Origin of the sequence: Pseudomonas japonica (assembly GCF_013522925.1) — a bacterium.
GTDB lineage: Bacteria > Pseudomonadota > Gammaproteobacteria > Pseudomonadales > Pseudomonadaceae > Aquipseudomonas > Aquipseudomonas japonica_A.
On the sequence record NZ_JAAMQU010000005.1, the window covers coordinates 202,330 to 220,615 of the forward strand.

13 protein-coding genes are annotated in these 18,286 nt (G+C 63.3%); 1 reads left to right on the forward strand and 12 read right to left on the reverse strand.

Going from position 1 to position 18,286, the window contains the following annotated elements:
• Positions 1-29: 29 nt before the first annotated feature.
• The 12 genes from G7016_RS10055 to glnE all read right to left on the reverse strand — a co-directional run bounded on the left by G7016_RS10055 (position 30) and on the right by glnE (position 15,243).
• The gene (locus G7016_RS10055) at positions 30-1,424 is read right to left on the reverse strand and encodes a PIG-L deacetylase family protein (protein WP_181113565.1); all 1,395 of its coding nucleotides are present in this window, start codon (positions 1,422-1,424) and stop codon (positions 30-32) included.
• Positions 1,421-2,317 (reverse strand): GNAT family N-acetyltransferase, encoded by an 897-nt coding sequence (locus G7016_RS10060; protein WP_181113977.1) that lies wholly within the window; start codon positions 2,315-2,317, stop codon positions 1,421-1,423. Before G7016_RS10060 ends, G7016_RS10055 begins: the two co-directional genes overlap by 4 nt.
• Positions 2,317-3,447: a glycosyltransferase gene (locus G7016_RS10065; RefSeq protein ID WP_181113568.1), complete on the reverse strand. Its 1,131-nt coding sequence runs from the start codon at positions 3,445-3,447 to the stop codon at positions 2,317-2,319. The genes G7016_RS10060 and G7016_RS10065 overlap by 1 nt, the downstream gene beginning before the upstream one ends.
• Positions 3,431-5,188, reverse strand: a complete 1,758-nt coding sequence (locus G7016_RS10070) for a carbamoyltransferase family protein (RefSeq protein WP_181113571.1) — start codon at positions 5,186-5,188, stop codon at positions 3,431-3,433. Before G7016_RS10070 ends, G7016_RS10065 begins: the two co-directional genes overlap by 17 nt.
• Positions 5,189-5,312: 124 nt before the next feature.
• Entirely contained in the window at positions 5,313-6,749 is a 1,437-nt protein-coding gene (locus G7016_RS10075) for a lipopolysaccharide kinase InaA family protein (protein WP_181113575.1), read from the reverse strand.
• Positions 6,750-7,502, reverse strand: a complete 753-nt coding sequence (locus G7016_RS10080) for a lipopolysaccharide kinase InaA family protein (RefSeq protein WP_181113577.1) — start codon at positions 7,500-7,502, stop codon at positions 6,750-6,752.
• Positions 7,499-8,233 (reverse strand): lipopolysaccharide kinase InaA family protein, encoded by a 735-nt coding sequence (locus G7016_RS10085; protein WP_181113579.1) that lies wholly within the window; start codon positions 8,231-8,233, stop codon positions 7,499-7,501. Before G7016_RS10085 ends, G7016_RS10080 begins: the two co-directional genes overlap by 4 nt.
• A complete protein-coding gene (gene rfaP / locus G7016_RS10090; protein ID WP_181113581.1) occupies positions 8,233-9,039 on the reverse strand; it encodes a lipopolysaccharide core heptose(I) kinase RfaP in 807 nt (268 codons plus the stop codon). The genes G7016_RS10085 and rfaP overlap by 1 nt, the downstream gene beginning before the upstream one ends.
• Positions 9,036-10,160 carry a glycosyltransferase family 4 protein gene (locus G7016_RS10095; RefSeq protein WP_181113583.1) on the reverse strand — a complete coding sequence of 375 codons (1,125 nt, stop codon included), beginning with the start codon at positions 10,158-10,160 and terminating at the stop codon, positions 9,036-9,038. The genes rfaP and G7016_RS10095 overlap by 4 nt, the downstream gene beginning before the upstream one ends.
• On the reverse strand, positions 10,160-11,221 hold the full coding sequence (gene waaC / locus G7016_RS10100; RefSeq protein ID WP_181113585.1) for a lipopolysaccharide heptosyltransferase I: 1,062 nt from the start codon (positions 11,219-11,221) through the stop codon (positions 10,160-10,162). Before waaC ends, G7016_RS10095 begins: the two co-directional genes overlap by 1 nt.
• Complete coding sequence (gene waaF, locus G7016_RS10105; protein ID WP_181113587.1) at positions 11,222-12,271, reverse strand: lipopolysaccharide heptosyltransferase II; 1,050 nt, start codon at positions 12,269-12,271, stop codon at positions 11,222-11,224. It lies immediately after the preceding gene.
• A 53-nt stretch (positions 12,272-12,324) separates the two neighbouring features.
• Positions 12,325-15,243, reverse strand: a complete 2,919-nt coding sequence (glnE, locus tag G7016_RS10110) for a bifunctional [glutamate--ammonia ligase]-adenylyl-L-tyrosine phosphorylase/[glutamate--ammonia-ligase] adenylyltransferase (protein ID WP_181113589.1) — start codon at positions 15,241-15,243, stop codon at positions 12,325-12,327.
• Between the two features lie 383 nt (positions 15,244-15,626).
• Here glnE and aceE point away from each other — a divergent pair, with 383 nt between their 5' ends.
• On the forward strand, positions 15,627-18,275 hold the full coding sequence (aceE, locus tag G7016_RS10115) for a pyruvate dehydrogenase (acetyl-transferring), homodimeric type (protein WP_181113591.1): 2,649 nt from the start codon (positions 15,627-15,629) through the stop codon (positions 18,273-18,275).
• Positions 18,276-18,286 lie beyond the last annotated feature (11 nt).

The window sequence follows — 18,286 nt, forward strand, 5'->3', positions numbered from 1 at the left end:
TCTCTCGAAGCACCAGCGGCCGCCATCTGTCATGGATCGAGACGCCAGAAAAGTTCGTGCCGCCGCACCGCCTTGCGGAAGAATTCGTTTTCGCCTTCCACCGCCCAGCGGCGAGCGGCGAGCACACGCTGCAAAGCCCGGCGCAGCCGTCGCTTGAACGGCAACGGCGGCTGCAAATCATGCATCATGCCCAGCGCCATGGCTTTGTTCATGCGCGCCTCGGCCTCCACTGGCAGGCTGACCGGCCAGGCAATGGCCTCGCTGTCAAAGGCCGGCGGCAGCGCCACACCGTCGTGAGCGCTACCCATGGGCCAGCGATCGTTGTCATGCAAATGGTTGGCGTAGCCGAGAAATTCCGAAGGCTGCCATTCCAGCCCCTGCAAGGCCTCGCGAACAGCATGGTGCGCCTGAATATGGTCGGGGTGAGGATCGAGGGCTGTATGTGGAAGCACGATGACGTCAGGCCGAGCGAGGCTGATGAGCGCGCGAAGGTCGGCTATGAGGTTATCCCAGCAAGGGCGGCCGTCATCCCCTGGCAGCGCCAAAGGGTTGAACTGGCGGAACAGCCGAGTATCAGCCATCCCAGCCTCACGGGAGGCTACTGCTTCCTGCGGCGCGGCGCGCATGGCTTCAAGCTGTAGGCAAAAATAGCCCAGCTGCACGCAACGCGATTCCGGCACCCCTCCCCAACGCGGCACGGTGACGCTGTCCCAGGCCCTCAACCGACCTTTGAGCCGCGCCGCGTCTTCGCGTCCAAGGCCCATGGCCTGGTAATGCTCGGCTTCGATTTCGCCCGCGGTAAGCGTAACGATCCAACGGTCCCGAGCCTGGCTGTACAGCCCGAACGCTGCCAGCTCCGCGTCATCGGCATGCGGGGCGATAATCATCAACCGTTGCTCGCGGTAATCCGGCTGGGCGAAGGCCCATAGCTTCGGTGTACCGCTGATTCGACAAAAACGGCCGGCCAATCGAACACCCTCGCCCAAGCTGGGGCCGTGCGCAGAGAGGTTCAGATAGCGCAAGCCAGCACAGCCCCGCTCGAACGTCTGCTTGTCGGTGCCTGCGTCGATCTCGATCACGGGGTCGAGGAAACGTCCCAGCCAGGTGCTACGCACGTTCACTTGAGCAATGACCGTCCACTGCGTACCTGGCAATGGCTCACCCAGGCTCAGGGTGCCGCCTTCCCAAAGTGTGTCAAGCCGGCCGGCGCCCTCAGGAAAGCGGTACTGATAATCCTGCCGGGGCGAATAAAACAGATGGTCCGCGAACCAAGCCTCATGCGCCATCCAGCCCAGCATCCCTAGCAGGATCGGCACCCACCAGGCCAGAAACACCCCGGCAAGCACCAACACAACCACGCCGGCCAGCAGCGCAACGCGCTTGTTGCGCCGGTGGCGTTTGAGCAAGGCTTGCTTGCGGCTCATACCTTGAACACCTGTGCCGGGTTGCACCAGCGGGCCTTGTACTCTCTATCCGCGCGCCCAAAGGAAAACCGCAGCGGTTTACCAAGGGCCCGGGCGTCTTCCCAGGCCGCTTGAGTATTAAGGAAACTGAGCACGCTTCCGGGGCTGAACTCCCGGGTCTGGGGGTCCACGCCGCCGTTCACGTATTCCACGCTGACCCATTCTGGGGCTTCTACGCGGAAGATCAGTTGCACGGCGATGGGCGCGTCATTGAGCAGCAGCACCGACCCCACCATGAACTCTTGCAACAGGGCCAGCACCTCAGCCATGCGGGCGGCGCCGGTCGCAGGAAACCCCCAGCGGCGCTCGAACAGGTCGCAATACAACGCGGCGAACTCGGCCGGGGCGAAGTCGCTCACGGCGCGCACCTGACCGCCCGCCTCTTCCAGCAACCGCAGTTCACGGCGTTGGTTGTAACGAAACTTCTTGGAAAGCGCTTCGGGCTCCCGCGCAAGGGCCAGCGCCTCTGCCTGTTCCGATAACCCTTGGAAGCGGCCGACGTTCGGTTCGCCCAGATAACGGCCCAGATGACGCAGCGGTGCCAAGATCCCGGCCTGAGCTGGCAGGATGATTTCGGCGTTGCCCAAATCGAACAGCCCTTTCTTTCCGTGACGTTTGAGCACTTCTTTGGATAACGCCAGGTGTCGCCCCCAAGTCGGGATCGCAGCGCACAATTCACCGTTGCGTCGCCAGCCCAGGTAACGGACTGGAATGTCGGCCAAGGTGGCCAGCCGCTCCACGAATACGGGATGGGTTGCCACGCTTCCACCGAAGCGCGCCCACGCATCGGCATAGGCAGGAGCGTCTATAGCTTCCCACCCACGCTCTCGCCATTGCCGGACTCGGTTCAATATCATGCCTGGGCGCTCAACCAGGCCACCGCGGGCAGCTGCCAGAACAGCTTGCTCACCGACTCATCGCTGAACCGCGCTTTCACCTGCTCGGCCATGGCGGTTACCAGCGCCGCTCGGCATTCGTCACCATAGCTGGCGACCTCGGCGAGGCAGTCGGCAAGCGCAGCAGCGTGCCCGAGGGGGAAGAGTAGACCGGCCCCTTCGACCACTTCGCGCGCGCCCCCGCACGCCGTGGCGACCACCGGCACACCCGCCACCATCGCCTCCAGCAGCACCATCCCAAAGGGTTCATGATCAGAACTGAGCACGAAGACGTCGAAAGCGCGGAAATAGCGCGAAGCCCCCGGGACCTGGCCGGAAAAGGTAACTCGGTCGGCGATCCCCAGTTCAACGGCCAGCTGCTTGAGAGGGACCTCCAGCCTGCCCTCGCCCATGATCACCAGCCGAGCATGCTCCGGCAGGCGAGGCAGGGCCTGAGCAAACCCGCGCAGCAGGGTGGCCTGATCCTTGTCGGGGTGGAGGCGACCGGCGTTGCCGACAATCCAGCCTTGCGCCGGCAACCCCAATGCTTCACGGGCCTGGCTGGCACTCATCAGGGCCTGCTCGCGGGCGGAAACGTCCACTCGATTGTAAAGGGTCTGGATGCGATCGGCTGGCCAACCCGGCAGGCAACGGCGTATGTCGTCGCGAACCGCGTCGGAAACGCCGAGCAGGGCCAGGCGCTGCTTGAAGATCTGAGCGAACAGGCGCCGCCCGCGCCGCTGATAATCCCCGAAGGCGTGATGAACGCCCAGCACCGGCAGTGCGGTGGCCAACAACGCGACATAGATCGGCTTGAAACGATGGGCGATGCAAAATTCGAAATTTCGCGAGGCGGCGATCGCCCGAAGCTGGCGAATCGCGCCCAGCTTCAGGCCACGCACGTCACGGGAAGAAAGCCCCATGAAGAGCACTTCGCTCGACTCACAGCCCGCCGCCACCTGGGGGTCGGCACGGCCGGTGAGGAACACAGTTGTGACTGCAAAGCCGCGGCCTGCGAACAGGCGGGCGTATTGACGGGCGCAATCGAGGAAAGGCCCGTCATAGCCGTGGCAGAACTGCAGCACTCGCCGCTCAGGCGACTGGGTCATGAGGGCTCGCGCCGTCCTTGGTGATCAGGATGTCTTCCATGATCAGGTACTGCAGGTCCGAGCCGTAGAACATGTTCAGGGCATCGGTTGGCGAGCAGATCATCGGTTCACCCCGGCGATTGAGCGACGTGTTGAGCGACACGCCATTGCCGGTAAGTTCTTCGAGCGCTTTCATCATGTCGTAGTAGCGTGGGTTGTATTCACGCTTGAGCACCTGGGCACGCGAGGTACCATCCTCGTGCACCACTTCCGGTACGCGGGTTTTCCATTCTTCCGCCACTTCGAAGGTGAAGGTCATGAAGGGCGCCGGGTGGTCCACCTTGATCATCTGCGGCGCCACGGTGTCGAGCATCGACGGGCAGAATGGGCGCCAGCGTTCGCGGAACTTGATCTGATGGTTGATGCGGTCGGCTACGCCGGGAACGCTCGGGCAGCCGATGATCGAACGGCCGCCCAGCGCGCGCGGGCCAAACTCCATGCGCCCCTGGAACCAGGCAACAGGGTTGCCCTCGACCATGATCTGGGCGATTTCCCTGGGCATGTTCTCCAGCTTGCGGCCCTTGGGCTTGTTCGGATGGCGCGCACAGGCCGCGATCACATCCTCGTTGGAGTACGACGGGCCCAGGTAAACATGCTCCATCTTCTCCACCGGCACGCCACGGGCATGGGAAACATACGCCGCCGCGCCAACTGCGGTGCCAGCATCGCCGGACGCCGGCTGCACGAACAGCTCTTTCACGTCCGGGCGGGCGATGATTTTCTGGTTCAGCTTCACGTTCAGCGCACAGCCACCGGCGAAGGCCAGCTTGCCGGTTTCCTTCAGCACATCGCCCAGGTAATGATCGATCATCTGCAGCGCGAGCTTTTCGAACAGGGCCTGCATGCTCGCGGCGTAGTGGATGTAAGGCTCGTCGGCGATATCGCCTTCACGCTTGGGCCCCAGCCACTCGATCAGCTTGGGCGAGAAATAGAAGCCCTTGCCGTTTTCCTTGTAGCGACGCAGGCCGATCACGTTCGCGTACTCGGTGTTGATCACCAGTTCGCCATTCTCGAAGCTGGCCAGGCGGGAAAAATCATACTTGCTGGCATCGCCGTACGGCGCCATGCCCATGACCTTGAACTCGCCGTCCAGCATCTCGAAACCGAGGAACTCGGTGATCGCGCCGTAAAGCCCACCCAGGGAATCCGGGTCGAAGAATTCCTTGATCTTGTGGATCTTGCCGTTCTCGCCGTAGCCGAAGAAGGTGGTGGCGTACTCACCCTTCCCATCGATGCCGAGGATGGCGGTTTTCTCGGTGAAACCCGAGCAGTGGTAGGCACTGGAGGCGTGAGCCAGATGGTGCTCCACCGGCTCGATCTTGATCTTTTTCGGATCGAAGCCCAGTTGCTCCAGGCACCATACGATCTTCTTGCGGTAACGCTTGTAGCGCCGGTTGCCCATCAGCAGGGCGTCAAGCGCGCGGTCGGGGGCATACCAGTAACGCTTGGCATAGTGCCAGCGGGCCTTGCCGAACAGGCTGATGGGCGCGAACGGGATGGCTACCACGTCCACATCGGCAGGTTTGATGCCGGCGTGCTCCAGGCAGAACTTCGCCGACTCGTACGGCATGCGGTTCTTGGCATGCTTGTCCCGCACGAAGCGTTCTTCTTCGGCGGCCGCGACCAGCTTGCCGTCGATGTACAACGCAGCGGAAGGGTCGTGGCTGAGGGCGCCGGACAGCCCGAGAATCGTCAGTGCCAAGGGTCAGTGCCTCTGTGTACTCAATACGCGCCCGAAGGCGCCAATATTGCTGTTGATCGAAAGCGCGCGAGTATAACCCAACCGTCCGCGCCCCAATACCTGCTGTCCCGTTGCAGCCCTGCTATCACAACCGCGGCAGGCGCTCGTCCAGCAAACGGTACAGCGGGCTGTCGGCTGGCCAATTGCGCAGAAAGCGGGCGCGATCACGGCCATAGGCCGCCGCGAAGCTACTGGCGGTCGCGTGCTGCTCCATCGCATCGAGGTCGATCAAGGCCCATTGGCCCTGCCACCAGAACAGGTTATGGGCCTTCATGTCCCCATGGCTGATTTGCTCGCGAATCAACGCGGCGAACAGGGCGTCGAGCGCGACCAACTGCGCCTCGGGCACTTGCCCATCTGCAATATGGCCGCTGAAACACTGCATCAGGTCGGGGCCATCGAGGTGTTCGGTCACTAGATAAGCCACCCCGCGCAGCCCGAACGTGCGGGTTTCCAGCACGGCCAGCGGCGTGGGGGTGGCGATACCGAGAAAGCGCAGCCGCTGCGCCTCGATCCAGGAATGCCAGGCCCGGCTGGGCCGCCAGAATCGCTTGAACCAGTGCGCCACGCCCTTGATGTTGTAGCGCTTGATCAGCAGCGGCCGGCCGTTGGCGTTAACCCTGGCCACGGTAGCCGCGCCGCCGGTCTTGTACAGGTGGCCGTGATCTATCAACTGGTCGGCATTGGCCAGCACCGGCAGCATGGCGGCTTCTTCGCTGCGCGGTATTGCCCTGAGTAGCGATGGGCCTCGGCTTACGCTGAACAACGTGCAATCACGGCCGGCCTTGGCGAGCAAATCCCGCAGGCGCCAGGCACGCACCTTGGCGATCTGTTTTTCCAGCGCCTCCAGTGGCAGCGCGTGCTCACTGTTCGCCAGAAGGTAATGCACCAGCAGCTCCTCGACGAACGGCATAAGCCCTTGAGGCAGCTGGGCGAAGAACACTCCGAGGTTTTCCAGCACGCGCTGGCGTGACAGGGGCAGGCCAGGCTGTTCGGCACGCACCCCTCCGCCGTCCACCACATAAACGCGCCCACCACTGCGCAGCAGGTTGTCCAGGTGCAGGTCTTCCTGCCACAGGCCCTTGGCGTGCAAGCCGGCAATCGATTCTAGCGCCTGGCCGAGAACTTCGGCCTGTGCGTCAGCCAGCAGGGGCAGGCGTTCTACCTGGTCCCAGGCGGTGCCCAGGCTTTGCCCACCCTGAAGGAACTCGAACAGCAACCAGCCGCCCTCGCCTTCTCGCAAGCCCTCGGCCAGCAACGTGGGCGTGGCAATGCCTTGCGTAGCCAGCAGCCGCGCGCCGTCGCGCTCACGCTGAAACTGGCGCGCCGCCCGGGGGCCTACCAGCAATTTCGCCAGCACCGCCCGGCCCCGCCATACGCCCGCCCCTACATAGCGCTGGCCCGGAAGCACTCGCAAGAGAGAAAGCAGCTGCAGGTCCGCTGGGCCGGCGGCGTCGGCCAGCGACAGCGTGATAGGCAATTCCGGCGTTCGGCCTGCCCGCGCCAGCTGTAGCAACGTCATTTAACGGGTCTCCTTGTGGCGTCGACGAACCAGCAGTTGCTCCATCCACGCCGTAATCTGCGTATCGGTGGGCGCCGCCTGCAGGTAGGCGGCGAGAAACCCCCGAATGTCCACCTCCGACCACGCCGATGCGCGGCGCAGCAGCGGCTCGAGGTCTCGCACCCGATCACGCTGGCCCAGCCAGGCCGAGCGGGTTTTCTCCAGGTCGATCAAGCGTGCCTCGAAGCCATCGCCCTCGGCGCGCAGGAAAATGTGCTTGGGGTAGAAGCAGCCATGAACCAGCCCCGCGCAATGCAGCTTGCGCGCAAGCTCCCCACAGGCCTGTACCAGCGCTGCACGGCGGGCCGGCGTGAGCACGGGCCACTGCGCCAGCCAGGCCCCCAGTTCGCTCCAGTCATCCAGGGCGCGGGTCAGTAACATGGCCTGCCATTCACCGCCCTGCCGCCGCTCGGCAAAATAACTGGCTTCCAATGCCGGGACGGCCAATGCCTCGTAGCGGCGGATGTTGCGAAACTCCCGGGCCACGGTAGGCTCGCCGAGGGGGTGGCGCAGGCTGCGGATCAGATAATTGGCCTGCCGTTTGAGGTAGAAGCCCTGCGCGCCCACGTCCAGCCGGAATACCTGGCTCCAGCCGCCACGCCCTACGTTCGCATCATCCACGGCTGTAAGCGGTAGCGCCCACAGTGTGTCGAAATCGGTCAAGCCACGGCTGGCAAGCAGGGGCTGATCCCCTGGTGCGATAAAGAGCTTCATTCCCGGCCCTCGAAAAAACTGACGATGTGCCGGATGCGTTTTTTATCCGAGGCATTGAGCCGTTCCCGCCGGCGATACGCCAGGTAGAACCGAAGCCGCTGGGTAGCGGAAAGCTCGTATTTGGCAACCTTGTCCAGGCAGGCCAGGTCCTTGGTGATGCGATACCGCAGCATGAAGCCCCACCAGAATGCCCCGTTGGGGCAGTCGATCAGGTAAAGCGTACCCGCGTCATCCACCAGCAGGTTGCGCCATTTCAAATCGTTATGGGTGAAGTGGTGATCGTGCAGGGTTCGCGTATGGCGGGCCAGTTGCGCGCTCACATGCCCCACCCACTGCCGATCCTTCAGGCGGGGGTCCTGGCGCTTCACCAGTGCCAGCAGGTCCTCCGTGGCGGGCAGTTCACGCGTGATCATGGCGCCGCGCTCAAATGACACGTTGTCACGTTCCAGCCCGAAGCCCACCACATGCGCGGTAGGAATGCCCCATTTGGCGAACCGCTTGAGGTTCTGCCATTCGGCTTTCACCCGAGGCTTGCCCAGATAGCGGCGCAACCCTTTACCCGCGCCGGTGTATCGCTTGACGTAATAGGCCACGCCCTCATGATCGACCTTGACCAATTCAGACAAGATGTCACGAGTCAGGCGCTCGCCTTCCAGGGCGAAGACCGCATCCAGGCTGCCAAATACCGTAGCCAGGTCTTCGTCGGCAGGGTCCAGCTTCCAGCCGGCCATCAGAGCGCGTCCCCGTAACGCTGCTTGCGGGCGTACAGCTTGCCAGCCTTGCGTTCCAGCCAGGCCAACAGTGTGGCTTCGTCGCGCAGCACCTGGCGCAGCGGTTGCTGGAAGTAGGCCCGCAGGAACCGCAACTTGTCACGCTGGGTGAGGCCGATGTCCAGGGCGGAAAAATAAAGCGCGGCCAGGTCCTTGTCGCGCCAGCGGCGAGTGATGCGCTGGCGGGTTTGCGCACGGTGCAGGTCGATCACGGACAAGCGGAAATCCGCTGCATTGAACGGCCGATCGGTGTGCAGGAGGAAGTGGCAGATATAGCAGTCACGATGGTTCACGCCCGCCCGGTGCATGGCGCCGGTCATCTGCGCCACCCGTTGAATCAATGCCCACTTGGTGAGGGGCAGCGGCGGGTTGGTGCGCCAGTCCAGGCTGTAGTCTTCCAGGCTGATCGTGGGCGCCAGCTCCTCGGTCACGATGAACGAATGCTGCGTGGCCGGGTTTGCCCCCCGCTCACCGAACGCCACGGCGGTCATGGTGGGTACGCCTACTTCATGCAGCCGGCGGATGGCAGCCCACTCCTGGCCGGCGCCCAGTACCGGCAGCTTGGCACTGAAGAGGTTTTTGAATACTTCACCCCAGCCGATGCCGCGGTGGATCTTGACGAAATACCCCCGGCCCTCGACCTCGGTACGCAAGGTGCGACGCCCTTCGAGTTCGCGGTACACCTCCCCTTGCAAGCCTTCTACGGCAACAAAGGGATCGGTGTTGGCCCACAGGTGTTTGAACGGCTCGGCAAGGACCAGCTTCATGCGGCCCGCTCCTGCAGGATCACGTCGGCCGCGTGCTGCGGCATGCTGTACAGGTCGGCGCTGTCGGCAAAGGCCAGCCCGTTGCGCGACCATTCGGCACGGGCGGCGTCATCTTCAAGCAGGTGTTGCAGCTCACGATTGAGCTCGGCCTGCTCGAACGGTTCGGCCAACACAACCCCGGCACGCGCTTCCTCGATGTAATGGGCGTACCCGCATACCGCCGTGACCAGTACTGGCAGCCCAGCGACTACCGCCTCGAGCAACACGGTACCTGTGTTCTCGTTGTAGGCCGGGTGAATGAGCGCGTCGGCGCCCAGCAGAAAACGCGGAATGTCACTGCGGCCTTTCATGAACGTCACCTGCTCGTTGAGGCCCAGGGCGGTGCTCTGCAGTTGGAACACCTTGGGATCATCCTGGCCAATCACGAACAGACGAGTGCGTTGGCGCAGGGCGGCCGGCAATGCCGCCAACGCCTTGAGCGAGCGGTCCACGCCTTTGGTCTTGAAGCCCGAGCCGATCTGTACCAGCAGCCGATCCTGCTCACCCAGACCAAATTCCTGGCGAAACTGCGCGCGCACTTCGGCCGCATTGGCCGGCGCGCGGCGGTCCTGGGAAATACCCGGCGGCAACAGATGGAAGCGCTGCTGTGGCGTTGCGTAATGTTTGACGAAAAGCGGTTGCTGAACTTCGGAAATCATCAGGATTTCCGTGCGGGCCTCGGGTGCGAACACCGCGCGCTCGTATTCGGCGAAGTGGCGATAGCGGCCCCAGCGGCGGTACAGCGGGTTGCGCAAGGTTTGCGCCTTGTCTTCGTAACAGCCATCGGCGGCGTAGTACACGTCCAGCCCGGGCATCTTGTTGAAGCCGATCAGGCGGTCCACCGGGCGCTGCGCCAGGTCGGCCGCCATCCAGGCGCTCAGCTTCTCGTTGCGGCGATGATTGAACAGCGCCTTTACCGGCGCTACCAGCACTTCGAAGCCAGCGGGCACGTCGCCCTCCCAGATCAGGGTATACACACGGATCTGGTGGCCGCGCCGCTGACATTCAAGGGCAATGCGCATGAAGTCTCGCTGCAGCCCGCCGAACGGGAAGTATTTGTACAGCACAAAAGCCAGTTGCATCAACGCAGGTCCTCGGCCAATAACAGCGCGCTCAGGCGTCCTGCCACTCGTTCTGGGTTTACGCGAGTGAAGCACAGGGGCCACTCACGCTTGATGTTGTGTTTACGCAGGTCTTCAGGGGTGGGCTTGTAGGTGCAGTTTTTCTGCAGGCAGGGCGCGCAGGGCCAATCGCTGCCCAGGTGCTCCTGAGTACGGCCATAGGCGCCGGTCAACCCTGGGTTAGTGGGGCCATAGAGCGACAACGTAGGCACATCCAGTGCTGCGGCCAAGTGGCCCAGGCCGGTATCGACTGCCACGCATGCGCGGGCCTTGATCAGCACGTCGGCCACGCCTGCCAGGTTGAGCTTGGGCAGCACCGAAACGTTGCTCAGCCCGGCGGCAATACGGTGGGCACGGCGAAACTCGGTTTCGTTGCCCCACGGCAAACGTACGCCGATGTTCGCCAACCCCAGCCGCTCGGCGAGCTCACGCCAGTAGGCCTCGGGCCAGTGTTTGCTGTCCCAGGTGGTGCCATGCAGGAACACCACGAACGGTACCGGATGAGGCACCGCCAGCTGGCGTGAACGGTTCAGGCCATACTGGCCGAAGGTATTGGGCAGGTCGTAGCCCAGCGCCAGGGCGAATAGCTGGCGCACGCGCTCTACCGCGTGCTGGCCACGCACCACCCCTAGCTTGCGGTCATAGAAGCGGCTGGCGAGGGGCTCGCGCGCCGAGCGTTTGTCCAGCCCCGCCACTGGCGCCCGTGCGTACCGGGTGAGCCAGGCGCTTTTCAGCAACCCCTGGGCGTCGATCACCAGGTCGTAGCTGCGCTCGCGCATCTGCTGTTTGAAACCCCGCCACTCACCGCTCTTGACCGTTTGCCAAGGGTTCTTGCGCCAGCGCCGGATAGCGACCGGGATCACTTTGTCTACGGCAGGGTGCCAGGTGGGTATTTCGCGAAAGCCCTCTTCGATCACCCAGTCGAAACGGATCCCGGGAATGGCTCGCGCGGCATCGGTGAGTGCCGGCAGCGTATGAATCACATCGCCCAGGGAAGAGGTTTTGATCAGCAATACCCGCACTTACTCGGCCCCTGCCATCAGGTTGACGGTGTCGGTCGCGTCCATGCCTTTCAAGGCTTCGATGACCCGCTGCGAATCCAACAGGCGCAAGCAGTTGTAATGGCCGAAGCGGCACGTTCGGTCGAAGCAAGGCGAACAGTCGATGCCCAGGCGCACCACCGCCACTTGATCGGCGAGCGGCGGGGTGAAGCCGGGCGAGGTCGAGCCGTACACGGCCACCAGCGGCCGATTGAGCGCGGCGGCCACATGCATCAGGCCCGAGTCGTTGGACACCACCGCTGCGGCGCAGGACATCAGATCGATGGCTTCGGCCAGCGAAGTATCGCCGCACAGGTTCACTGCTTCTTCCCGCAGCCCCGGGATCAACCGTTCGCGAATCGCCTCGGCCACGGGCTCATCCTTTTTGGAGCCGAACAGCCACACTTGCCAACCCTGACGAATGCGCGCCTCGGCGACGTCAGCGTAATGTTCTGCCGGCCAGCGTTTCGATTCACCGAACTCCGCCCCGGGGCACAGCGCGAGCACCGGGCGATCAAGTTGCAGCCCGAAGCGCTCCAGCGCGGCGGCCCGGCTGGCGGGTTCGATCCGCAGGCGTGGCTGTGGATAAGGCGTAGGGAGCGCTTCGCCCGGTGGATACGCCAAGGCCATGAAGCGCTCGATCATCAGCGGGTAGCGGTCCTTGTCCAGCGGCCGGATGTCGTTCAACAGGCCGTAGCGGAACTCGCCCTTCCAGCCCGTGCGCCGGGCGATGCTGGCAAAAAAAGGCACCAGCGCGGACTTGAGCGAATTGGGCAGCACGATGGCTTGATCGTATTGGCCCTTGAACGACCGGCCGATCTTGCGCCGCGTGGCGAGGTCCAGCACGCCATGCCCCAGCGGGAAGCTGAGGGCCTGGCGTACCTCGGGCATGCGCTCCAGGATCGGGCGGCTCCACTCAGGGGCGAGCACGTCGATCTGGCAATCGGGATGGCGGGCCTTCAGACACTGGAACAGCGTCTGGGCCATCACCATGTCGCCGACCCAGCTGGGCCCGATGATCAGAATTCTCATGGGTTTTCCGCAAACGATCGGGGAAGCGGGCGCCTTCCCCGTGGATTCTCAGTTTAACCTAGCCCGAACCAGGCCCAGATTCGCATGACCTCGCGGCGCTCGGCGACAAACTGGTCCCCGGCGATTACCCCTGCCTGCTTCTGCAAGGCACGCCGATGCGCGACAGCGCGGTAGGCCTTGTACGCCTCTCTCAGCAGGCTGGCCTCGAACGGCGGTAGCAACCCTGCCTGCTCGAGCCCCTCGAGAATACGGATGTTATCGGTGTAGCGCAGCAGCGCGGGATGCTCGCGCGACCAGGCCAGGGCCGCGTATTGCACCATAAATTCAATATCGACGATACCTCCGGCGTCCTGCTTGATGTCGAAGGGCACCTGCGGATCGAAGGCATTGTCGCCACGCCCGGCGGCGGTGATACGGGTTCCCAGGTTATCGCGCATCTTGGCGCGCATCTCGCTCACCTCTTCGCGCAGCTGGGCCAGGTCCCGCTCGCGCCCCAGCACTTCGGCTCGGATGCCCTCGAATGCGCGGGCCACGCTGGCGTCCCCCACCAACACCCGGGCGCGCACCAGTGCCTGATGCTCCCATGTCCAGGCTTCCTGCTGCTGGTAGCGCTGGAAAGCACCCAGCGAACTGACCAATAGCCCAGCCGCGCCGGAAGGCCGCAGGCGCATGTCTACCTCATACAGCTGCCCGGAGTTGGTTTGCGCCGTGAGCAGGTGGATGATCCGCTGGCCGAGCCGGGTAAAGAACTGGCCGGCGTCGATAGGCCGCTCGCCGTCGGTTTCCGCTGCACCATCGGCGTCGTGGATGAACACCAGATCAAGGTCCGAACCATGGCCCAGTTCCAGCCCGCCCATCTTGCCGTAGCCCACAATGATGAAACCTGGATCGCACAGGCTGCCATCCGGCCGCGCGGGGGCCCCGTGGCGTACGGTGGTCTGCCGCCAGGCCAGCGCCAGCACCTCGGCGAGGATCGCCTCGGCAAGCCAGGTGAGGTAATCGCTCACTTTCATCAGCGGCAAGGTGCCGGCAATTTCTGCAGCCGCCACGCGCAAGCTATGGGCCAGCTTGAAATGCCGCAGCGCTTCCATTTGCTGTTCCAGGTCGTCTTCAGGGATGCGCGTCAGCCGTTCGCGTAGCTCAGCGGCCAGTTCCGGCGCCAGCGGCGGATGGAACAGCCGCGCCTCGTTCAGCAACTCATCGAGCAGCAGTGGGAAGCGGGTAATCTGCTCGGCGATCCAGGGGCTGGCGGCACACAGCGTCAGCAGCTGACGCAGCGCGCCCGGGTTCTCGGTCAGCAGCACGAGATAGGCAGACCGCCGCGCCACTGCCTCTACCAGCGGTAACACGCGCTCGAGCACCAGGTCGGGCTCGGCATGCTCGCTTGCCTGCGCCAGCAGCCTTGGGATAAAGGCGTCCAGCCGCTCGCGACCCATCCGCTGCATGGCCCGCAGCTGGCCGCTGGCCCTCAGGCTCGCCAATCGCTCCAGCGCCTTGGCTGGCGCCTGGAACCCTCCTTCGGCCAGCTGCGCGATGGCGGCCTGATCGTCCTGGCGCTCCTCCCACAGCGGCAGCCATTCGGCGCCCACCATCACGTCACCGCTATCTTCATCTTCGTCGGGGTCGGCGATCACCCCGCGGAAGTGCCAATCCACCCGCTCGCGCCAGCGCATCAGCTCGGCATGGAAGGTTTGCCAGTCTGCAAAGCCAAGCATGAACGCTACCCGTGCCTGGTCCAGGGTGCCATCAGGCAGCATCTGGGTTTGCCGATCTGCAATGGCCTGCAGGGCATGCTCGGTGTAGCGAAGGAATTCATACCCCTCCCGTAGCTCGTCTACCACCTCGGCGGGCAAATAACCCTGCCGCTCCAGCGTCGCCAGCACGCCAAGCAGGGGGCGTTGTTGCAGGCTGAGGTCACGCCCGCCGTGAATAAGCTGAAAAGCTTGAGCGATGAACTCCACCTCGCGGATACCGCCAGCGCCTAGCTTGATGTTGTCCGCCATGCCCTTGCGGCGAACCTCCTGCTGGATCAGCTGCTTCATGGTGCGCAGGGCTTCGATGGCGGAAAAATCCAGATAACGCCGGTACACGAACGGGCGTAGCAGGTCGAGCAGTTGCGCGCCGGCTTCCTGATCGCCCGCCACTACCCGGGCCTTGATCATGGCGTAGCGCTCCCAGTCGCGGCCCTGATCCTGGTAATACTGCTCCAGCGCATTGAAACTGAGCACCAGCGCCCCCGCCGAGCCGTATGGGCGAAGGCGCATGTCGACCCGGAACACGAAGCCGTCGACGGTCACCGGGTCCAATGCCTTGATCAAACGCTGACCCAGCCGGATAAAGAACGCCTGGTTATCTTCCGAGCGCCGCGCGCCTTCGGTTTCGCCGCCTTCCGGATAGGCAAAGATCAGGTCGATGTCCGAGGAGAGGTTCAGCTCCCCGGCCCCCAGCTTGCCCATCCCCAGCACGATCAGTTGCTGAGGCTTGCCTGAATGGCGCCCCACGGGCGTACCGAACTGTTGGCAGTGCCTGGGGTATAACCACTGATACGCCTCATCTATACAGGCATCGGCCAGGTCGGACAGGTCGCGGCATGTGGCTTGAAGATCGGTGACGCGGCTCAGGTCGCGCCAGATGATGCGCACTTGCTCGCGGGCCCGCTGCCGACGCAGCGCGCGGCCCAGGGCGTCCTCGTTTTCGCTCGTGGCTACTGCCTCGTGTATACGCCTGCGCAACTCGCCCACTTCATATGCGCGATCGATATCACCGGCGACCAGCTCCAGCAGCATGGCGGGGTCTCGGCTGGCCTGCTCGTACACAAAGTCACTGGCGGCGAATACCCGAGCGAGGGCTGGCTCGTGGTGCGCCGGCCATTGCCCGCCAATTCCTTGCAGCGCCAGTTTGAAATCGGCCACGCGGCTGCTCGCGGTGGCCTGCAATACGTCGGGCAAGGGGATCAGTGCTGGACGGCTCATGGTCTATCCTTCAGGTCGCCTACACGGCAGGCCTCGCTACTTGCATGAAAGATCGCAGCTGACAGGACTGTCCAACAAAGGCTAGAAATAGCTGAAAGCTGGATAAATTTGGCAGCAGGCATCACAGGGAACCTTTCCAAGGCTGGTTTTTAGTCTAACGAACCGGCAACGGCTACAGGCTGGCGCCGGGTGGGAAAGCCACTACCTGTAGTTTTCCTACTGTCGTGGTCGCTGCGGTACATGAAATGAGCGTTGATTTGTAGTAAAACTACAGGACACCGGGCCAACCCACCGGTGATCCAAGAATTCATGTCGTCTGCCCACAAGGCCAGTCGCAAACTCAGGTCATCGATTCTGGTGGCCTTTCCGCCCTGGAGCAAGCCATGCAAGACCTCGATCCCGTCGAAACCCAGGAATGGCTGGACGCCCTGGAGTCGGTTCTCGACAAAGAAGGCGAAGACCGCGCTCACTACCTGATGACTCGCATGGGCGAGTTGGCCACCCGCAGTGGTTCGCAACTCCCCTACGCAATCACCACGCCATACCGCAATACCATTCCAGTTACCCACGAAGCACGCATGCCCGGCGACCTGTTCATGGAACGCCGCATCCGCTCGCTGGTTCGCTGGAACGCGTTGGCCATGGTCGTTCGCACCAACCTCAGGGATTCGGACCTGGGCGGACACATCTCCAGCTTCGCCTCCAGCGCGACGCTGTATGACATCGGTTTCAACTACTTCTTCCAGGCCCCCACCGAAGAGCACGGCGGCGACCTGATCTTCTTCCAGGGCCATGCCTCGCCAGGCGTTTACGCCCGTGCCTTCATGGAAGGCCGGATCAGCGAAGAGCAGATGAACAACTTCCGCCAGGAAGTGGACGGCAAGGGCCTGTCCTCCTATCCGCACCCTTGGCTGATGCCCGACTTCTGGCAGTTCCCTACCGTGTCCATGGGCCTGGGCCCGATCCAGGCGATCTACCAGGCACGCTTCATGAAGTACCTCGAGGCCCGCGGCTACATCCCGGCGGGTAAGCAGAAGGTATGGTGCTTCATGGGCGACGGTGAGTGCGACGAGCCGGAATCCCTCGGCGCTATCTCCCTGGCCGGCCGCGAGAAGCTGGACAACCTGATCTTCGTCATCAACTGCAACCTGCAGCGCCTCGACGGCCCGGTTCGCGGCAACGGCAAGATCATCCAGGAACTCGAAGGCGTGTTCCGTGGCGGCGGCTGGAACGTCAACAAGGTGGTGTGGGGCCGTTTCTGGGACCCACTGCTGGCCAAGGACACCGACGGTATCCTGCAGCGTCGCATGGACGAAGTGGTCGACGGCGAGTACCAGAACTACAAGGCCAAGGACGGCGCGTTCGTCCGTGAGCACTTCTTCAACACCCCGGAACTCAAGGCAATGGTCGCCGACTTGTCCGACGACGAGATCTGGAAGCTCAACCGCGGCGGTCACGACCCGTACAAGGTTTACGCCGCCTATCACGACGCCGTGAACAACCACAACGGTCAACCGACCGTGGTACTGGCCAAGACCATCAAGGGTTATGGCACCGGTGCCGGTGAAGCGAAAAACACCGCCCACAACACCAAGAAGGTGGATGTGGACAGCCTGCGTAAATTCCGCGATCGCTTCGACATCCCGGTACGCGACGAAGACCTGGAAAAACTGCCGTTCTACAAGCCCGAACCTGGCAGCGCCGAAGCCAAGTACCTGAGCGAGCGCCGCACCGCCCTGGGTGGTTTCGTACCCCAGCGCCGCGCCAAGAGCTTCAACGTGCCGGTACCGCCGCTGGAAACCCTCAAGGCCATCCTGGACGGTTCGGGCGACCGCGAAATCTCCACCACCATGGCGTTCGTGCGCATCCTGACCCAACTGGTGAAGGACAAGGAGCTGGGCCACCGCATCGTTCCGATCATCCCGGACGAAGCCCGTACCTTCGGTATGGAAGGCATGTTCCGCCAACTGGGCATCTACTCGTCCGTAGGCCAGCTGTACGAGCCTGTGGATAAAGACCAGGTGATGTTCTACCGCGAGGACAAGAAGGGCCAGATCCTCGAAGAAGGCATCAACGAAGCCGGCGCCATGTCGTCGTTCATTGCCGCCGGTACCGCCTACAGCTGCCACAACCAGCCGATGCTGCCGTTCTACATCTTCTACTCGATGTTCGGCTTCCAGCGCATCGGTGACCTTGCCTGGGCAGCCGGCGACAGCCGTACCCGTGGCTTCCTGGTCGGCGGCACCGCTGGCCGCACCACGCTCAACGGCGAAGGCCTGCAGCACGAGGACGGTCACAGCCACCTGATGGCGGCGACCATTCCGAACTGCCGCAGCTACGACCCCACCTATGGCTATGAACTGGCGGTGATCATCCGCGAAGGCATGCGCCAGATGATGGAAGAGCAGCAGGACATCTTCTACTACATCACTGTGATGAACGAAGCCTACGCTCAGCCTGCCCTGCCGGCCGGCGCCGAGGACGGCATCATCAAGGGTATGTACCTGCTCGAAGACGACACCCGTGACGCCGCGCATCATGTGCAGCTGCTGGGCTCGGGCACCATCCTGCGCGAAGTGCGTGAGGCAGCGAAAATCCTGCGCGATGAGTTCAACGTGGGCGCTGACGTGTGGAGCGTTACCAGCTTCAACGAACTGCGCCGCGACGGCCTGGCCGTGGAGCGCAGCAACCGCCTGCACCCGGAGCAGAAGCCTCGGCAGAGCTACGTGGAAGAATGCCTGAGCGGCCGCAAAGGGCCGGTTATCGCTTCTACCGACTACATGAAACTGTTCGCCGAACAGATCCGCCAGTGGGTTCCGAGCAAGGAATTCAAGGTCTTGGGTACCGATGGCTTCGGCCGCAGCGACAGCCGCAAGAAACTGCGCCACTTCTTCGAAGTGGACCGCCATTTCATTGTGCTGGCCGCCCTCGAAGCCTTGTCAGACCGTGGCGATATCGAACCGAAAGTAGTGGCTGAAGCCATTGCCCGGTTTGGCATCGATCCTGACAAACGCAACCCCCTGGACTGCTGAGGAGAACATTC